This window comes from Actinomycetota bacterium (assembly GCA_035765775.1).
Classification (GTDB): Bacteria; Actinomycetota; CADDZG01; order JAHWKV01; family JAOPZY01; genus DASTWV01.
Map to the genome: position 1 here is coordinate 59100 of DASTWV010000050.1, position 17756 is coordinate 76855.

Sequence of the window (17756 nt, forward strand, 5' to 3'; positions counted from 1 at the left end):
CGGGGGGATCCGGCCCTGCGCTGTCGCCGGAGATGATCGCGGTGATGATCGCCGTCACCCGGTTCCACGCCGCCGCCGAGGCGATGGCGGCCATCGGTGCCCGGGCGGCCGTGGACCCGGCCGCCATGCCCGACCGGGTGACGGATGCGGTCGACGACGTGCTGGCGGCGGCCGGCGTTCCGGATCTCGGGCTGCTGGAGGCGCCGCAGCGGGCGATGGTGGCGGCCTACGTCCGCTCGGCGTTCGGCCAGACCGCCCACCTGCTGGCCGATCCTACCCGGGCGGAGGGCTGGAGCTATACCGATGTCGCCGTACTGGAAGGCCAGGGCCGGGCGTCGATGGGGGTGCCACCGATGATCGCGGCGGCGGCGCAGATCACCGAGGTCGGGACCCTGCTCGACGTCGGCACCGGTGTCGGGTGGCTGGCGGTGGCGGCCACCCGCGTCTGGCCCGGGTGCCGCGTGGTGGGCATCGACCTGTGGGAGGCGTCCGTCGAGCGGGCCCGCGCCAACGTGGCCGAATCCGGCTTGGCGGACATCATCGAGATCCGCCTCCAGAGCGTGGCCGACCTCCCCGACCGGGACCGCTTCGACCTGACCTGGCTGCCGAGCTTCTACCTGCTCCCCTCCGTGCTGCCCGCCGCCTGCAAACGGATCCTGGCGGCGACCCAGCCCGGGGGCCAGATCGTCGTCGGCCGCTACGACGCCCCGCCCGACCCACTGGCGGCGGCGACGCTGCGGCTGCGCCTCATCCGCGACGGCGGGACGTGGCTGGAGCCCGGGGAGCTGACTGATCTCCTGGCTTCGAGCGGGTGGAGCGACGTCCGCGTCCTGCCGAAGGCGGGGCCTCCCGGTATGACCCTGGTGGCGGGCCGGAAGGACTGAGGCCGGCTTCACTCACCTAGGGCGTCGGCCCTCGCACCGCCGGGGGCCCGGGAGCGGGAACAATGGAGAGGTGGGTGACTCCCGGTACATTCGGTTCTTCGACGAGGTCGGCATCGCTGACATCGGCCTCGTCGGCGGCAAGAACGCCTCGCTGGGCGAGATGTACCGGGAGCTGTCCGCCCAGGGCGTGGCGGTGCCCAACGGCTTCGCCACCACGGCCGACGCCTACCGCCTCGTGCTGGAGGAATCCGGCGCCGGGCCGAAGCTGAAGGAGATCCTCGACGGGCTGGATCCCGGCGACGTCGCCGACCTCGCCCGGCGGGGCAAGGCCGCCCGCCGGGTCGTCTACGGCGCCCGCCTGCCGCACGAGATTGCCGGCGAGGTCCTGGCGGGCTACGGCCGCCTCCAGGAGGAGTACGGCCCGGACCTGAGCCTGGCGGTGCGCAGCTCGGCCACCGCCGAGGACCTACCCGATGCCAGCTTCGCGGGCGCCCAGGAGAGCTACCTCAACATCGCGGGCGACGAGGAGCTGCTGGAGGCGTGCCGGCGGTGCTACGCCAGCCTGTTCACCGACCGGGCCATCGCCTACCGCACCGAGAACGGGTTCGACCACGAAGCGGTGGCGCTGTCGATCGGCATCATGAAGATGGTCCGCTCGGACCTGGCCGCCTCGGGGGTGATGTTCACCGTGGACACCGAGTCCGGCTTCCCCGACGTCGTCTTCGTGACCGCCGCCTACGGGCTCGGGGAGAACATCGTCCAGGGGGCCCTGGAGCCCGACGAGTTCTACGTCCACAAGCCCACCTTCGCCGCCGGCCGCCGGGCGGTCCTGCGCCGCCGCCTGGGGGCCAAGGAGCGGACGATGGTGCTGGCGACCGGGGGTGTGCACAAGACGACGCGCAATGTCGTCACCCACAAGGCCGAGCGGGCCCGCTTCTGCATCACCGACACCGAGGTGCTGGCGCTGGCCGAGTCCGCCATGGCCATCGAGGCGCATTACGGCCGGCCGATGGACATCGAGTGGGCGAAGGACGGCGTGGACGGCCAGCTCTACATCGTCCAGGCCCGCCCCGAGACCGTCGCCTCCAGGAAGACCGGCGCCACCGTGGAGCAGTACGTCGTGCTGGGCAAGGGCCCGGTGCTGGTCGAGGGCCGGGCGGTGGGGGAGCGGGTGGGGTCCGGGCAGGCCCGGGTGGTCGAGAGCCTCGCCGACCTGCCGGCGTTCCGGCCGGGTGAGGTGCTGGTGGCCGAGACCACCACTCCGGACTGGGGGCCGGTGATGGCCACCGCCGCCGCCATCGTCACCAACCACGGTGGGCGGACGTGCCACGCCGCCATCGTCGCCCGGGAGCTGGGGATCCCGGCGGTGGTGGGCGCGGGCGACGCCACCGAGCGGATCCCGGGCGGGGCAACCGTGACGGTCTCGTGTGCCGAAGGGGCCACCGGGCGGGTCTACGAGGGCTCCCTCGAGTTCCGCATCGACCGCACCGACGTCTCGGCGATGCCCCGCCCGGCCACCCGGATGATGGTCAACCTGGGCAACCCCGACCTGGCGTTCCAGACCTCGATGCTGCCGTCGGACGGCGTGGGCCTGGCGCGGATGGAGTTCATCATCGCCGAGGCCATCAAGGCCCACCCGCTGGCGCTCATCCACCCCGACCAGGTGCCGGACCGGGAGACGAGGCGCCAGCTGGCGGAGCTCACGGCCGGCTATGCCGACGGGGCGGCCTTCTTCGTCGAGCGCCTCTCGGAGGGCATCGGGACCATCGCCGCCGCCTTCTGGCCCCGGCCGGTGGTGGTGCGCATGTCGGACTTCAAGACCAACGAGTACGCCAGCCTGCTGGGTGGGGCAGCCTTCGAGCCCACCGAGGACAACCCGATGTTGGGCTTCCGGGGCGCCGCCCGCTACGCCCATCCGGCCTACGCCGAGGGCTTCGCCCTGGAGTGCGCCGCCATGGTGCGGGTCAGAGAGGCGATGGGGCTGGACAACGTGGTGCTCATGATCCCGTTCGTGCGCCGGGTGGGCGAGGCTCGGGCGGTGCTGGAGCGGATGGCCTCGCTCGGTCTTCGGCGGGGCGACCACGGGCTGCAGATCTATGCCATGTGCGAGGTCCCCAACAACGTGGTGCTGATCGATTCCTTCGCCCCGCTGTTCGACGGGTTCTCCATCGGTTCCAACGATCTCGCCCAGCTAACGCTGGGCGTCGACCGGGACAGCGAGACGGTGGCCTTCGACTACGACGAGCGGGACGAGGGCGTGAAGGAGATGATCCGCCGGGCGGTGGAGGGCTGCCAGCGCCACGGCATCCACTCCGGCCTGTGCGGGCAGGCCCCCTCCGATTACCCGGACATGGCGCAATTCCTGGTGGAGCTGGGGATCGAGTCGATGAGCCTGAACCCCGACACCCTGGTGAAGACCACCGAACGGGTGCTGGAGGTGGAGGCCCGGCTGGGCCGGAAGCCGCGAGGCTGACGCCCTGCGGTCTCCCCTTGGATCGTTAGACCTCTGTTTGTGCACCGGTAAGCAGGATAATCCTGCTCAGCGATGCACAAACATGAAGCCGCACAGACGCCGTCGCCCGACGCCTACCCGGTGGGGCGCGGCCCCCGGCTCCGGGGAAGCAGGGCGCTGGTGACCGCCAGGTAGGCCAGCGACACGGCGACCGCGACGCCGGCCACCGGCGCCAGGGTTGCACCGGCTGTCGCCAGGACGAGGGCCATGACGGCGACGTCTGCGGCCGCCAGCACCATGCCCGCAAGGCCCAGCCACCGGGGCCCGTTGTGCAGGAACCACGAGGTCACGGCCAGGCCCAGCACCGACACCCCGATCACTGCCGCGGCGGCCGGGCCGCCCAGGGCAAAGGCTCCGGCGCCCAACGCGTGGCGGAGCGGCTGCCCGGCCCCGCCGGCGGTGGACAGGACCCATAGCAGCCCGCCGCTCACCGCCAGCAGGCCGCTGCCCACAAGGCCGCCCACCCCGGCGATCACCGGCCCGGGGGCGTTGGGGGCCAGGAACTGCAGGCGGGCTGAGATGACGGCACTCCCGAAGGCCAGCCCGGTGGCGGCCACGATGAGGCAGATGGCGGCGAGCACCTCGGCCGCGTGGTGCCCGCTCACAGTCCTGGGCAGGGCGAAGGGCGAAGCGCTGCCGGTGGCGAGGCTGACGAGCCCCGTGGCCGTGACCGCCAGCGCCGCCACCGCGGTGGCCACGTGGGGCGGCGGACCCACCTGGGTGCGGCCGGGCCGGTGGGGCCGCTCGGTGACCTGCTCGGCGGCGATCACCGGGCACCCCCCTGCGACTCCGCGGCCTGACCGGGCTGCGCCGGCGGCTGCATGATCGGGCTGAGGTGCTGGCTGATGTAGCGCCACCCGGCGCGATCCCGGACGAGGACGTGCGTGGCGCGGAACTGGCCGTCGATCGGGCGGCCCTGGTAGGCGCCCCGCTGGTTGTGGATGCCGATCGCCACGGCGGCGTCGCCGTGCTTCCGCACCACCGCCTGCTCCCACGCCAGCTGGTGCATGACGAAGCTGCCGGAGCGGTAGCGGTCCAGCCACTGGGTCTTGTCCAGCACGAACCCGGCCGGGCCGACGAGCCGGAAGTCGTCGGTGGCCATGGCGTCCAGCACGGCGGTGTCGCCGGCCTGCTCTGCCTGCGCCCAACGCTGGCCCAGCTCGAGGATCTCCTGGGTGGCTTCCATCTGCTGCCTCCTCTCTCCCGGGGGCGACCCCCTGCCTTCTGACGATGATCTTAGATATCTAATGGTTAGAAGTCAAATGCTTAGGGATCTAGGTCTGGCGTGTATCCTGGCGCCGTGCCGCCGCCCCGGGAGGTCCCCATCGGTCTGGTGCTGGCCAACACCGCCAAGGCGGTGAGCCGGGCCTTCGACGACGCCCTGACCGCGGCGGGCGGCTCCCGCCCGATGTGGCTGGTCCTGCTGGCGCTCCAGATGCGCCAGCACGGCAGCCAGGTGGACCTCGCCGCCGAGGTCGGCATCCGGGACGCCACCCTCACCCACCACCTCAACGCCATGGAGGCCCGCGGCCTCGTCACCCGGGAGCGCGACCCGGCCAACCGGCGCACGCACCAGGTGCGCCTCACCGATGAGGGCCGGGCGATGTTCTTCCGGCTGGCCTCGGCGGCCCAGGGGCATGACCGGCGCCTGCGGGCCGGCTTCGGCGATGGGGAGTTGGTGGCCCTGCGCGAGGCCCTCGGGCGGCTGCAGGCCAACGTGGCGGGGTAGCAGCGGACCGTACTGGTCGGCGGCTATGAGGTCACTCTGCACGCTTCTGGGGGCAAATCGACCTGCGATGATGTGGGCCCGAGTCCGGGCGGCACCCGGACCCATGCCATCGCTCGGGGTTGACCATGCGGCCCCTCGGGTGAAGTCGGGGACTTTCGTCCCGGCCAGTGGGACAAATGTCCCCCGAATGATGTGGGCGGCGGCCCGGTTGGCGTCTGACCCGAAAATTCCTGGCTGGGAGGCCAGCTTCGCCAAGCTGTGCGGTGGGGCGGCAGGCCTTGTCGTCATACCTGTGGAAAGGTAGGCTCGGCTCCCGGACCGGGAACGTCGATCAAGGCGAAAGGAGCCGGCATGCCGAATCAGGACGTCGACCGGGTACAGCTCAGCCCGCTGGGCAGCGCCCGCCACCAGGCCGGCCACGAGGCGGGCGAGCACGGCCCCCCACAGGTACGCACCGCGCCCGGCCAGGTCGTCCCCGAGCTCCACGTCTGCATGGGCCTCAACGCCTGCACGGGCCAAGGAGCCAACGGGTCGGGCCCCATGGCCGGCATGGGCGACTGCGCCACCGTGGCGCACGTGTGCCATGGCGCCAACAACTGCCGGGGCCAGGGCGGGTGCGGCTACTCGGGCAGCGACTACGAGCAGGCCAAGCCCGGTGAGCAGGCGTGCAAGTACAGCGGCAGCTGCGCCAGCCCGATCAACATCTCCCGTATGAGCTCGGCGGGGCCGAATAAGGGCAAGAGCGTCTGGCAGCTCGCCCGCTTCCTGTTCGAGAAGCGCATGTACGACGCGGGTGTCCCCTTCGGCCCGTCACCCGGCCAAGGCTCCCCGGACGATCTCGTGCCGTCGTACGAGTCCCCCTACCAGGGCTGTTGATGGCCGAGCCGGCCCCCCGGTTGGGCTTCCCGGACCTGGGGATCGGCGTCGGGCTGCGCTCCGCCCACTTCCCGTACCTCGACGCCCACCTGGACGGCGACCTCCCTCCCGCCGTGGACTGGTTCGAGTGCATCACCGAGAACTTCCTCGACTCGCACGGGTGGCCCCGGCGCATGCTGGACCGCATCGCCGAGCGCTACCCGGTCGTGCTCCACGGCGTGTCGCTCTCCATCGGCAGCACCGACCCTCTCGATTTTGAATACCTCGCCAAGGTGCGGTCGCTGGCGGCCGCGACCCGGGCCCACTGGGTCTCCGACCACGTGTGCTGGACCGGCGTGGCCGGGGTCAACACCCACGACCTGCTCCCGATGCCCTTCACCGAGGCGTCCCTGGCCCACGTCGTGCAGCGCATCACCACCGTGCAGGACTTCCTGGAGCGCCCGCTCGTCCTGGAGAACCCCAGCACCTACCTGACCTTCCGCCAGTCGACGATGACCGAGGCCGAGTTCATGGCCCGCATGACGGAGGGGTCGGGCTGCGGCCTGCTGCTGGACGTCAACAATGTCTACGTCTCCAGCGTCAACAACGACTTCGACCCGTACGCCTACGTCGCCGCCCTGCCGCACGGGCGCGTGGTCCAGATGCACCTCGCCGGCCACGCCGACGAGGGGACCCACATCGTCGACACCCACGACCGCCCGGTGGCGACCCCGGTCTGGGACCTGTACGCCGACGCCGCCCGGTGGACGGGGGGCGTGTCCTCCCTGCTGGAGTGGGATGCCCGCATCCCGCCGTTCCCCGAGCTCCTGGCTGAGGCCGCAAAGGCCCGCGGCCGGGTGGCGGGCATCGGGGAGACCGCCGTACAGCCAGCCGGGCCGGGGGCCTCCAATCCCGTGTCCCATCTCGTGGCGGTGCCGGCCGGTGCCTGAGCCCCCGGGCCTGCGCCCGCTCCAGGCCTGGGTGCAGGCGGTCCTCCGCCATCCCGACGGGCCGGCGGCCGGGGCGGCGTCGCCCGAGGCGGTCTCGGCACTCGGGCGGGAGGCCCGGGTCGGCGAACTCGTGGCGCCGTCGTCGCGCCTCGGCCCGGAGGAGCGCCTGGGCCTATACCACCGGGGCTACCACCTAAGGCTCCTCGAGTGCCTGCGGGCGATGCACCCGGGCCTGCGCCACGCCCTTGGTCCGGATCTGTTCGACGGCTTCTCGCTCGACTACCTCCACGCGCATCCCTCGACCAACCGGTCCCTGTTCCAGCTCAACGCTGGCTTCGCCGCGCACCTGGAGACACACCGCCCGGACCGGGACGGGCCGGACGAGGTGTGGCCCGACTTCCTCATCGAGCTGGCCCGCCTGGAGCGGGCCTTCCTCGAGGTGTACGACGGCCCGGGGGTCGAGGAGGACTGGATCCCCTCGGCACAGGACCTGCCCGCCGAGCACTGGACCGACGCGGACGTGGTCCTCGCACCCTGCACCCGGCTGCTCGGCTCCCGGTTCCCGGTGGGCGACTATCTGGTCGCCGTCCGGTCCGGGCAGGATCCGCCGCTGCCCCTGCTCGACCCCCTGCCGGAACCCACCTTCCTGGCCCTGACCCGGCGCGCCTACCAGGTGTCGATCCTCACCCTCGACCCGGCGGGCTACCAGCTGCTGGAGGCTCTCGGTGCCGGCGTCACCCTCTCCCGGGCTGCCGCCGGGTGGGAGATGGCGTCCGCCTGGGAACAGCTGCGCCACTGGGCCGACTGCGGCCTGCTGGCGTCGGTTTCACCGGTCCGCTCCACCACTCCGGCTTCCCGGCGTACGTCCGACATCCCTGCTGCCCGCTGACCCCACGACCCACAAGGAGCCCGGCATGGTTTCGGCAATCCAGAGTGCCCCAATCGACGCCACCCAGCCCATCCGTGACCGGCACGCCCTGCAGAACCATCTCATCCACGCCGCCCAGCTGGAGCTGTCCACCATCCCGCTGTACCTCTACGCCGCCTACTCGATCCAGACGCAGAGCTACTGGAGCTGGAACCCGGGCATGTCGGCCCTGCGGACCATCCGCAGCGTGGTGATCGAGGAGATGCTGCACCTGTGCCTCGCCCGGAACCTCATGGTTGCCATCGGTGGCGGCGAGCGGCTCCACTTCTACGACAAGGGCTTCGTCCCGACGTACCCCAGCCCGATGCTGCACCGGATCCCCGAGCTGTTGCTGCACCTCGAGGCCTGCACGGAATCGTTGATGGAGAACGTCTTCATGCCGCTCGAGCTGCCCGCCAAGACCGACGCACCCCCGCAACCGCACCGCTACAACACCATCGGCCAGTTCTACGCGGCCATCGTGGACGGGTTCAAGCACCTGGACAGCGAGAAGCTCTGGGCCGACAACCAGCCCGACCTCCAGTACCAGAGCGCGTACTGGAACAACGACGGGGGCGGATCCCCGGTCCTGGTGTGCAACTTGGACACGGCACTGGAGGCCATCGCCACCATCGTCGAGCAGGGCGAGGGCCTGCACCCGGGCGACGACGAGGTGCCGATCGAGCCGCAGAAGCCGACTCCGGGCGCCAACGAGCTGTCCCACTACGCCAAGTTCCAGCAGATCCAGTTGGGGATCGACCAGATCGGTGTCACCTGGCCGGTTCCCACCGACCCCAAGGCGTCCGACTTTCAGGGGACGCCGGCCGAGGGCTTGGCCGAGTTCTTCAACGCCGCCTACTCCTACGTGCTGGCGATGATCGACGCCCTCTATTCGACCTCCCGCACGACTGTGCAGCCGGGGGCGCGCAGCCCCCGCTACGGGCTGGAGCGGACCTTCATCGGGGCGATGAACGGGCTGCTCTTCCCCATCGCCAACCTGCTGGTCGCCACGCCGATCTCGGCCAGCGCACATGCCGCCCCCACCTTCGAGTTCCACGCCTTCGCCGAGTCGCCGCCCAAGAAGGAGCAGCTGGCGGCGATGTGCGACGGCCTGCTCGGGAGGTTCCCGGCGCTGGGAGGCGACAACGGCGTCCGCACGTTGATCGGGCTGCTGCCCCCGGTCTGAGGTCAGGTCAGGATGGCCATGTCGTATGTGGAGTCGAGGTTGCGCGGGCCCAGGTGAAGGCGTTGTGGAGCGCGAGGAACCCGGTGACCGCATCGGTGCTCGAGATGTCGACGCGCGCTGGCACCTTGATCTCGGCACCCCGTCGGCGTAGACACCCCAGTGCCAGGGCGGTGCCGTGCACCGACGCCGTGGTGATCGAGCCGGACCCGGCCCAGCGGAGGTCGGCTTCGGGCGAGACGACCGCCAGGTGAGCGGGTTGCCGCTGAGGCCCGCGGTGGTGGGTGAGCGGACCATCACCGGCCCGGTCAGGGTGACGGCGGCGGGCGGGGAGGCCGACGGCTGTCCGAGCTGGCGGTGGGGGCGGGGGCCTGAAAGCTGTGAGTGCGCCGCGCTGACGCTGGTGGGCGAGGCCAGGGTGATCCCCGCCCCGGTCATGTCGGCGGTGGGGGCTGGTCGCCACCTGGCCCGATGGGCTGCGGGCGGTCACGGCGGCGTGCCTCCCCCGGGGAAAGGCACGCACTGGCCCCATCCCTAGGAGGGCCGTGAGGGCAGCGAGGGTGCGGGGCTTCATCTCCCCGGTTTAAATCGGCAGGAAGCTTGGTCGGCTCCACTCACTGGGTGCGCGTGCTGGCCCGGCTGGCGCCGGGCGGTGCTGGCCGGCAACATCGACCGCGCACCCCCCACAGCCACAGGCTGACCGAAAAAATTCCTGGATTTTCCTGCGCCGAGGGGTCCCGGGAGCCCTGCGGGAGCGGGGCCGGCCGTACTCTCTCCTTGGGACGCCGCCAATAGGGCGGCCGGGGATGGGAGGAGAAGGGATATGCCGCTCTACATGGACGTGCACCACAGCCTGCCCGAGGGTGCCACCGCAGCCGACGTCGCCGGTGCCCACGCCGAGGATCTGAAGGTGCAGGAGCGCTACGGGGTCAAGTACATCAACTACTGGGTGGACCAGGAGGCGGGCAAGGTCTTCTGCCTGGTGGAGGCGCCGGACGCCGAAGCCGCCCACGCCGTCCACCGCGAGGCCCACGGCCTCGTGGCCGATGAGATCTTCCCGGTGGTCCAGGGCTAGAAAGCCTACGAAGAGGGGTGCGCTGGGCGGCGGCTTGCACGAGCGCCGCCCAGACATCCAGGACAGTGCCGAACCCCCCGGTCCTCCTAGTCCCACGACGGGAGGGCCGGTGCGCGCGGGCGCCCGTGAGGTGACCAGCGGCGTATCTGGGCCACCGAAGGTGGCGGACCCGCACCCGCATTCGGTTCTTATTGTGCGATGATACAAGCGGCCAGACGGAGAACTGGTACAACGCACGGGAGCCATGCCATGCCTGACCACTGGCCACGGCCACTGTCCCTCGCCTCGGCAGAGTGCCCGAGATGCCGTGCTCCGGCACTGACCAGCGGTGAGTCCTTTGTGTTCCTATCGACCTCGGGGCCGGTGATCCATCAGATGTGGCGGTGCGCCGAGGGGTGCTGGTGGTTCAGCTTCCTGCCCAGCCCGGAGCTCGGGGACGCCGAAGGATAGTTTCCCGGCTACCGCACCGTCCGGTCGCCTCTGAGGGTAGGGAATGCCCCGGCCGGAGGTGCGTTGGCCGGGGTCGATGGCCACCGACGGAACTGCGGAACTCCTGCTCCACAACGAGCCGGTCCTGATCGCGGCCCTGGTGGCGAGCGCCACCTCCCGGGAGCAGATGAGCGCCGCGCTCGGGTTTGACGCCGGTCTGGCGGAGCACCGCTATGCGGCGGGCCTGCACACTGCGCCGGGGATCGAGGTGGGGTCTCTGGCGTTCGCCATCGACGGGCACCTGGGGGCGGACCCCGGCGCCGGCGACGCGCTCGCCGCCCGGGCCACCGCGGCGGGGGAGACCCTCATCGAAGCCTGCCGGGCGGTCGCGGACATCTCGGACGGGTTGGGCGCCGCCCTGGAGCGCTTCGCCTCGGCGGTGGCATTGGTGGTGCCGTTCGTCATCGCCGCCCCGCCGCTGCGCCAGATCCTGGCCCGCCGGGCGGGTGCCCCGGGCAGCCCGTGGGAGCCGGAGATCGCCCGGGAGGTACGGGACTGCTTCGCCATCGCGGCGGTGGTCGCCGGCCGGGAGGAGGCCCGGGAGCTGGTGTGCAACCGGGCTCCCCGCTTCGCCATGCCGCTCATCGAGCAGCAGGTGCCGGACATCGCCGGTCTGATCGCCCGCCATGTCGAGCGCTACGGCTGGTTGGGTACCCACGGCGGCGCCTACGACTCCATGACGACCAAGGCCGTGATCGAGCGGCTGCAAAAGATGGTCCTCCGGTTTCCGGCGGAGGTGATCGCGCAGGCCGCGGCGCCGCCCGCACCCGGGCCCGGTGGAGCGCTGGGGGCGGTGCAGTCCCTGCCCTGGTTCCGTCCCGATGCCCTGGTCCAGGCCCTCGCCCTCGTGCGGCCCCTGGTGATCCGAGTGGCGCACATCCTGGGCTGTAGCACCGCCCAGGTGGAGGCGTGCTCGGTGGGGGAGCTCGTCGCCGCGCTGGCCGGCGGGGCGCCGCTGCCGGTCGCCGAGGCGGACCGGCGGATCGAGAACGGGTTCGTGGTCGAGCGCTCCTCGGGCGAGGTACGCATCGCCGCCGAGGACTCGCCGGTGCCCGTACGGCCCGGCGGCTACCGGCCGGCGGTGGTGACCGGGCAGAGCGTGGCGCTCGGCCGGGCGGTGGGCCGGGTGCGGATCCTCACGGAGGCCGTCGAGTTGGGGGACCTGGAGTGGGGTGATGTCCTGGTCACCGCCGCCAGCACCCCGGACCGGATGGGCGTCGAATCGGCGTTCCCGGAGCGGGGCGGCTCACCTCCGGGGATCGAGCGGGCGGCGGCGATCGTGGCCGACGAAGGCGGACTCCTCAGCCACGCCGCCATCCTGAGCCGGGAGCTGGGCATCCCGTGCGTGCTGGGAACTGAAACCGGTACCAGGACCCTCCACGACGGCCAGTACGTGGAGGTGGACGCCACGAAGGAGCAGGGAACCGTTATCCCATTCGACGCCTGAGCCTCCGGGTCATTACGGATGGGCCGCGATTGCGGCCCGGGCGCCAGCGGCGCCCGGACAATCGCGGGTCCCCAAACGGCAGGGACGCCGGCGCCCGGGAGGGACGGGTCCCAAGACGAAGTAGCCGGAAATGGGCTCACGGTCCGCCTGGGCCGTGTTCGCAGTATGGCGGTTAGGATCCGGGCGATGGAGCGCTACGAGGCATCGACCTACGGCGAGCGCATCGCCTCGATCTACGACCTCCTGTACCCGGCCGGCCGCGACGCCGAGGACGCCGCCGACTTCATCGCCGGGCTCGTGGCAAGCGGCGCCCCAGGTGGTGCCACAGCCGGTGCCCCAGGCGGCGGGAGGGTGCTCGAGCTGGGCATCGGCACGGGGCGGGTCGCGTTGCCCTTGGCGCAGCGGGGCGTTGAGATCCACGGCATCGACGCTTCGGAGAGCATGCTCGCCCAGCTGCGGGCCAAGCCGGGCGGCGACGCCCTCCCGGTGGTGCTGGGAGACTTCACCGCTCTGGCGCCGTCGGAGCCCTACGCAATCATCTTCGTGGCCTTCAACACGTTCTTCCAGCTGCCCAGCCAGAACGACCAGGTCCGGTGCCTGGCATCGGTGGCCGAGCACCTCGCCCCCGGCGGGGCCTTCATCCTCGAAGCCTTCGTCCCCGACGTCTGCCGTTACGACCGGGGCCAGCGCACGGCCACCAGCCTGCTGGCGGGCGACTGGGTGGTGCTGGAGAGCACGGTGCACGACCCGGTGGGCCAGAAATTCCGCACGGTGAACGTGCTGATCGCCGGCGACCAGACCCGCCTGTACCCTCTCGAGGCCCGCTACGCCTGGCCCGCAGAGATCGACCTCATGGCCCGGCTGGCGGGGCTCACGCTGGAGCAGCGCTGGGGTGGGTGGCAGCGGGAGCCATTCACGGCCACCAGCGAGCGGCATGTGTCGATCTACCGCCGCCCTGGGTAGGACTTCGGCAAAGCCTATGAAGCGTATGCTCGCGCCCCTGCGCAACCGCCGGAACTCGCTGATCGTCGTGCTGGGGCTGGTGCTGGCCGCCTGCGGGACCTCGCACAAGTCCGCCTCCGCCAAGAAGTCACCCGCGCCGGCCCGGTCGCCATCGGCGCCGGCGTCCAGCCCGGCACCGCCCCCGCCGCCCCCGGCCATCTGCCCGCTCAGCGGCGAGACCGTCGCATCGGTGCCCCAGCGGCCGATGCTGGCCATCAAGGTGGACAACTCCCCGCAGGCCCGGCCGCAGTGGGGCCTGGACACCGCCGACATGGTCTACGAGGAGCCGGTCGAGGGGGGCGTGACCCGCTTCATCGTCATGTACCAGTGCCGGGACGCCGCCCGGGTGGAGCCCGTGCGGAGCGCCCGGCAGGCTGACGTCTACATCGTGAACCAGCCGGGCAAGTCGTTGCTGGGCAACGCCGGCGGAAGCCCGCCGACCCTGCAGGCGGTCCAGTCGTCGGTCAACGCCGGGTGGATCGTGAACGTCGGCTACAACACCGGCGGCGGCTACCAGCGGGACCCGGGTCGGGGAAGCCCGTACAACCTGGAGACCTCCACGCAGGGGCTCTACTCCCGGCCCGACGCCAAGGGGTTGCCCACGGCGAAGCCGATCTTCACCTACTCGGCCAGCCCACCGCCGGGCGGCCCGGGGTCGACGATCCACATCGGGTTCTCGCAGTACTCCGATGTGTACTGGCGCTGGAACGCCCAGGCCAACGCCTACCAGCGCTACTACGGCAACAGCCCGGCGCTCGGCGCCAACGGGGGCATCATGTCGGCACAGAACGTCGTCATCCAGGCGGTCCCGGTGCAGATGAGCTGGTGGATCGAGGACCCCAGCGGGTCGCACCAGCCCGTCCCCCAGCTGCTCGGCACCGGCGCGGCCCTCGTGTGCCACGTGGGCACCTGCGTGACCGGGACCTGGTTCCGGCCGGGCGAGGGCCTCGGGCAGCCGACGTACCTGCTGGACCCCCAGGGCCACCAGATCCCCCTGGCGCCGGGGACGACCTGGGTGGAGCTGGCGCCCTCGTCGGTGACCGGGCCGGGGCCGAGTCCGGTGGCCGCGTACTCCGCATCGTAGAACCGCCCAGCGGGGCCATTCAGCTTCGCGGCCGATCCCCGACCAGCCGGCCGATGAGGCGCATCGGCAGGATTGCCAGCCAGACGAAGGGGGCGATGTTGGCGTCCACCAGGGCAACGGGGATCGAGGCGGCGAAGACCGCCACCAGCCAGCCCGAGCGCCAGAGAGCCCGGCGCACCCCGGCGGGGGTCATCGAGTCAGCCAGGAGGTTCCGGTGCTGGGCCACCAACGTCAGCAGGCCCAGCAGGAGACCCACGGCGATCATGTTGGTGGCGTACAGGATCACCGCCGAGGCCTGCCCCCCGTAGCGCCCCATGACCGAGGAGGGGAACGGCAGGAGGGCGATCGTCGCCAGGAACACCAAGTTGAGCGACATGAAGCCCTCATCGGCCCGCCGGAGCTGGCGGAACAGCCGGTGGTGGCCGAGCCAGAACCCGCCGATGACGAAGAAGGTGAGGGCGAAGACGTAGTAGTCCGCCCCCATCTTGCCCAGGGCATGCGCCAGGTGGTGGACTGCGCCCCCCTGCAGGTTGGGGGCCTGGATCTGGAAGGCCACCAGCGTCATGGCGATGGCGAAGATGCCGTCGGACAGCGCCAGCGTCCGACCGAGGCCGACCCTGCCCTCCTCCCGCTCGTCGTCCTCGTCCACCGCATCCACGCGCCGATGCTACCGGCGCGGGACCGGGAGACCGCGGGGGGCAAGGGCCGAGCCCGCTCTCCTCGGTACGGCCTCCCTCGGGGCCGGTGTCCGGCCGGCATTCCTGCGAAGATCTGCACCGTGAGCGACGCTCTGCGCCACCATCGGGCCCACACCGACTTGCATGGGACGTTTGGCAACGATCCCTTCGGGAAGCTGGCCGAGCGCATCGCGCGGTTCTTCGGCACGCCGCGCTACATCGTGGCGCAGACCATCGTGGTCATCCTGTGGATCGCCTACAACGGCTGGGTCGCCCTGCACTACCTATCGACGAAGGCGTTCGATCCCTACCCCTTCATCCTGCTGAACCTGGCCTTCTCCACCCAGGCGGCGTATGCCGCCCCCTTGATCCTGCTGGCCCAGAGCCGGCAGGCGGCCCGGGACAAGGCGGCCGAGGAGGCGGATGCCCGGCACCGGGAGGAGATCGCCCAGCTGGGCCTGACGCAGCAGCAGGCCCTGGCCGACCTCATCCGGGAGAACACCGCGCTCACCGAGCAGGTGCGGGCGATCGCCGCGAAGGCGCGGGACAACACCGAGCGGCTGGACGAGATCCACCGCCATGTGGAGGCGATCGGGCAGCGGATGGGGGTGGTGGCCGGGCGGTTCTCGGCGGACGAGTACCTCCCGCCGCCGGATGTGACCTAGTCCCCGACCTCCGGGAAGGGGTGGCGCTCCCAGTACATGCGCCGGTGGCCGAACAGGGGCCCGTCCGGGCCCCAGTGCTCGACGAACTCCCCCCACGCCTGGGCGCAGCCGGTGTTGCGCTTGGCGGTCAGCGTGGTGCCCGCGGGGAGGCGGACGGTCCGGATGCGGGGGTCGGCGGGGAGGCCGGCAAGGTCACCGGGCCCGTCGTGGACCACGATGATCTCGGCGTCATCCTCCCCCCGCTCCAGGAACATCGCCACCGCGTGGGCGATGCCCTTGCCCTTCTCCTCGCTGCCGTTGGCGGGCAGCACGCAGGTCAGGCGCCGGCGGACGGGGAGGTCGGGGCGGCGCACCGGGGCTGGCGCATGCCGGGGGAGCACCGGGGTGGGGGCCGCGGCCGGGAGTGGCTCGTAGTCCTGCCAGTGGCGGCGCAGGAGGGCGCGGACCGGGTCGTCCAGGCTCCGGGCCACCGGGTGGATCCACCATGTGTCCGCCTGGGCGAGGGCGGCAGCCACCTCCGCCGGGGTGAATCCGGTCCGGTAGCGGACGGTGTGCTCGCAGAACGGGTTGCGTGCGACACGATGGCCGGCGAGCACGGCCAGGGAGGGGAGGAGGACCTCCTCGGAGGCCCAGATCCGGGACTGGGCAAGGGTTTCCTGGAACTCCGGCGAATCCCAGAGGGCCATGACGTCGGCGGCCGCCTCCCGGGAGAACGCAGTTGCTGGCCAAAAGGTCCAGTGGGGAAATCGTTCCTCCCCGGCGGGGAAGCGCTGCAGGAACGGCCGCCACAGGTCGATCTCGTGCCAGGCCGACTGGGCCGGCCCAAAGAGGGTGTCCCGGGGCTGGGCGTGCGGCGCGGTCATGAGGCAGCCGGGCCGGGGCTCGGCAGACAGGACGGCCGCCAGCGCGGCGGAGTACCCGGGCCGGGCGGCGAGCTGGTCGGAGTCGATGAACGTGACCGCCGAGGCGCCCAGGTGGTCCACGGCGATGCGGAGGCACGCGATGGCTGCCTCGTCCAGGCGGCCCCACTCCACCGCCGTGGGCTGCGGGTGGACGACCGCGCCCATGGCTTCGACCGTGTGCCGGAGCCCGGGATCAGCCAGGGGTCCTCCAGGGCCGGCGCCGTCGTAGAGCAGCACCGCGGACGCCGGGTCGAGGAAGCGCAGGTTGGCCACCAGGTCCACGATGCACTCGGGCGCCTCGTGGACGAAGCAGGCGAGGACGTTCACCCGAGCGGGGGTGGGTCCTCCTTCTCCGGGGGCGCCTCCGCGGTCAACTGCAGCGCCCCCAGCTTCTCTCCGATCCATGTGTCAATTCTCGCCCACCAGGCGAACAGCCACTCGACGAGCTCGTCGCCGCCGGCGGGGACTTCGGCTGCCGGGATGCGCCAGTAGTGGGCCGCCACGGACGTGTCGAGCGGAATCCGGCGCCACAGGTCGACCAGCGACCCGACGTCCTCGAAGACCGTGTGGGCCACGAAGATGACATCGGCCCCGGGAGCATGCTCGATGGCGGTGGTCACCCCGCCGATGCGGGGGGGCAGCACGTTGCGCATCTGCTCGGCCTTGAGGGCGGAGTCGTCGTGGCCCTTCTTGCGCAGGTGGGCGATCGCCCGCTCCCGCAGGCGGGGGCTGAAGTCGTGGCCCTCGGGGAACAGCACGAAGGCGTCCTTATCCCCCAGGCCGCTGGCCAGCTCGCCGATGGCGGCGATCTGGGCCTCCCGGTTGGCGGAGCCGTGCTTGATGAACCGGTTGGGGATCCGGTGCAGCATCGTGTCGAAGAGCGGCTCCCACTGGAGCTTCTCCAGCATGATGATCCGGGGGTGGCGCTGGTACTCCAGCATGATGGTGGCCACCAGCATCAGCGAGTTGCCTGCCCCGCCGTGGCGGGAGAACACCAGGATTGGCCCGTCCTGGCGTTCGGCCTCGGTCTCGACCTCAACCTGCAGCCGGAACAGCTTGGTCCCGGTGGTGCGCAGGCCCCGCAGCCACCACTCCATGAGGCGGTAGTGATCGCCCTGCCACCCCTCGCTGGACAGCCGGGTGCCCAGCCCCGAGGCCAGCCACATCCAGAAGACGGCCAGCAGGCAGGCGACCTCGTAGAGGCAGTAGACGAAGCCGAAGGCCACCACCCGCACCGTGCGCCACCGGCGGCCGCTGAACAGCAGGTCGATGGGCACCGCCAGCACCAGCAGCACGGGCGTGAGGACGATGACGCCCGCCGACACGAGCCCGACGAGCGGGGCGAGCACCACCCGGCGGAATGGCTTCGGCGGAACCGGAAGGCTGGCCACGGGC

At 71.6% G+C, this 17756-nt stretch carries 17 protein-coding genes; 12 read left to right on the forward strand and 5 right to left on the reverse strand.

Annotation, left to right across the window (positions count from 1 at the left end):
- Positions 1–44 precede the first annotated feature (44 nt).
- Together VFW71_11215 and ppsA are read left to right on the forward strand one after the other, a co-directional pair.
- Positions 45–884: a methyltransferase domain-containing protein gene (locus tag VFW71_11215; GenBank protein ID HEU5003330.1), complete on the forward strand. Its 840-nt coding sequence runs from the start codon at positions 45–47 to the stop codon at positions 882–884.
- Between the two features lie 70 nt (positions 885–954).
- Positions 955–3357: a phosphoenolpyruvate synthase gene (gene ppsA, locus VFW71_11220; GenBank protein ID HEU5003331.1), complete on the forward strand. Its 2403-nt coding sequence runs from the start codon at positions 955–957 to the stop codon at positions 3355–3357.
- Between the two features lie 113 nt (positions 3358–3470).
- Here the strand turns inward: ppsA and VFW71_11225 are convergent, their stop codons facing one another.
- The gene (locus tag VFW71_11225) at positions 3471–4166 is read right to left on the reverse strand and encodes a hypothetical protein (GenBank protein ID HEU5003332.1); all 696 of its coding nucleotides are present in this window, start codon (positions 4164–4166) and stop codon (positions 3471–3473) included.
- Positions 4163–4582 (reverse strand): nuclear transport factor 2 family protein, encoded by a 420-nt coding sequence (locus VFW71_11230; GenBank protein ID HEU5003333.1) that lies wholly within the window; start codon positions 4580–4582, stop codon positions 4163–4165. Before VFW71_11230 ends, VFW71_11225 begins: the two co-directional genes overlap by 4 nt.
- A gap of 114 nt (positions 4583–4696) precedes the next feature.
- On the opposite strand from VFW71_11230, the gene VFW71_11235 reads away from it, so the two are divergent.
- The 9 genes from VFW71_11235 to VFW71_11275 all read left to right on the forward strand — a co-directional run bounded on the left by VFW71_11235 (position 4697) and on the right by VFW71_11275 (position 14117).
- Complete coding sequence (locus VFW71_11235) at positions 4697–5125, forward strand: MarR family winged helix-turn-helix transcriptional regulator (GenBank protein HEU5003334.1); 429 nt, start codon at positions 4697–4699, stop codon at positions 5123–5125.
- Between the two features lie 351 nt (positions 5126–5476).
- Entirely contained in the window at positions 5477–6001 is a 525-nt protein-coding gene (locus VFW71_11240; protein HEU5003335.1) for a hypothetical protein, read from the forward strand.
- The gene (locus tag VFW71_11245) at positions 6001–6930 is read left to right on the forward strand and encodes a DUF692 domain-containing protein (protein HEU5003336.1); all 930 of its coding nucleotides are present in this window, start codon (positions 6001–6003) and stop codon (positions 6928–6930) included. Before VFW71_11240 ends, VFW71_11245 begins: the two co-directional genes overlap by 1 nt.
- Complete coding sequence (locus VFW71_11250) at positions 6923–7819, forward strand: DNA-binding domain-containing protein (protein ID HEU5003337.1); 897 nt, start codon at positions 6923–6925, stop codon at positions 7817–7819. Before VFW71_11245 ends, VFW71_11250 begins: the two co-directional genes overlap by 8 nt.
- 25 nt (positions 7820–7844) lie before the next feature.
- On the forward strand, positions 7845–9023 hold the full coding sequence (locus tag VFW71_11255) for a ferritin-like protein (GenBank protein HEU5003338.1): 1179 nt from the start codon (positions 7845–7847) through the stop codon (positions 9021–9023).
- Between the two features lie 820 nt (positions 9024–9843).
- Entirely contained in the window at positions 9844–10095 is a 252-nt protein-coding gene (locus VFW71_11260; protein ID HEU5003339.1) for a DUF4242 domain-containing protein, read from the forward strand.
- A 493-nt stretch (positions 10096–10588) separates the two neighbouring features.
- Complete coding sequence (locus tag VFW71_11265; GenBank protein ID HEU5003340.1) at positions 10589–12031, forward strand: PEP-utilizing enzyme; 1443 nt, start codon at positions 10589–10591, stop codon at positions 12029–12031.
- Positions 12032–12217: 186 nt separating this feature from the next.
- A complete protein-coding gene (locus VFW71_11270) occupies positions 12218–12994 on the forward strand; it encodes a class I SAM-dependent methyltransferase (protein ID HEU5003341.1) in 777 nt (258 codons plus the stop codon).
- A 25-nt stretch (positions 12995–13019) separates the two neighbouring features.
- A complete protein-coding gene (locus VFW71_11275; GenBank protein HEU5003342.1) occupies positions 13020–14117 on the forward strand; it encodes a DUF3048 domain-containing protein in 1098 nt (365 codons plus the stop codon).
- 19 nt (positions 14118–14136) lie between these two features.
- Here the strand turns inward: VFW71_11275 and VFW71_11280 are convergent, their stop codons facing one another.
- Positions 14137–14775, reverse strand: a complete 639-nt coding sequence (locus tag VFW71_11280) for a TMEM175 family protein (GenBank protein ID HEU5003343.1) — start codon at positions 14773–14775, stop codon at positions 14137–14139.
- 120 nt (positions 14776–14895) lie between these two features.
- Here VFW71_11280 and VFW71_11285 point away from each other — a divergent pair, with 120 nt between their 5' ends.
- Positions 14896–15459 (forward strand): DUF1003 domain-containing protein, encoded by a 564-nt coding sequence (locus tag VFW71_11285; protein ID HEU5003344.1) that lies wholly within the window; start codon positions 14896–14898, stop codon positions 15457–15459.
- On the opposite strand, the gene VFW71_11290 is transcribed toward VFW71_11285, so the two are convergent.
- Both VFW71_11290 and VFW71_11295 read right to left on the reverse strand, forming a co-directional pair.
- Entirely contained in the window at positions 15456–16688 is a 1233-nt protein-coding gene (locus VFW71_11290) for a glycosyltransferase family A protein (protein ID HEU5003345.1), read from the reverse strand. The two genes, VFW71_11285 and VFW71_11290, sit on opposite strands and share 4 nt — an antisense overlap.
- Positions 16685–17752 (reverse strand): 1-acyl-sn-glycerol-3-phosphate acyltransferase, encoded by a 1068-nt coding sequence (locus tag VFW71_11295; GenBank protein HEU5003346.1) that lies wholly within the window; start codon positions 17750–17752, stop codon positions 16685–16687. The genes VFW71_11290 and VFW71_11295 overlap by 4 nt, the downstream gene beginning before the upstream one ends.
- Positions 17753–17756 lie beyond the last annotated feature (4 nt).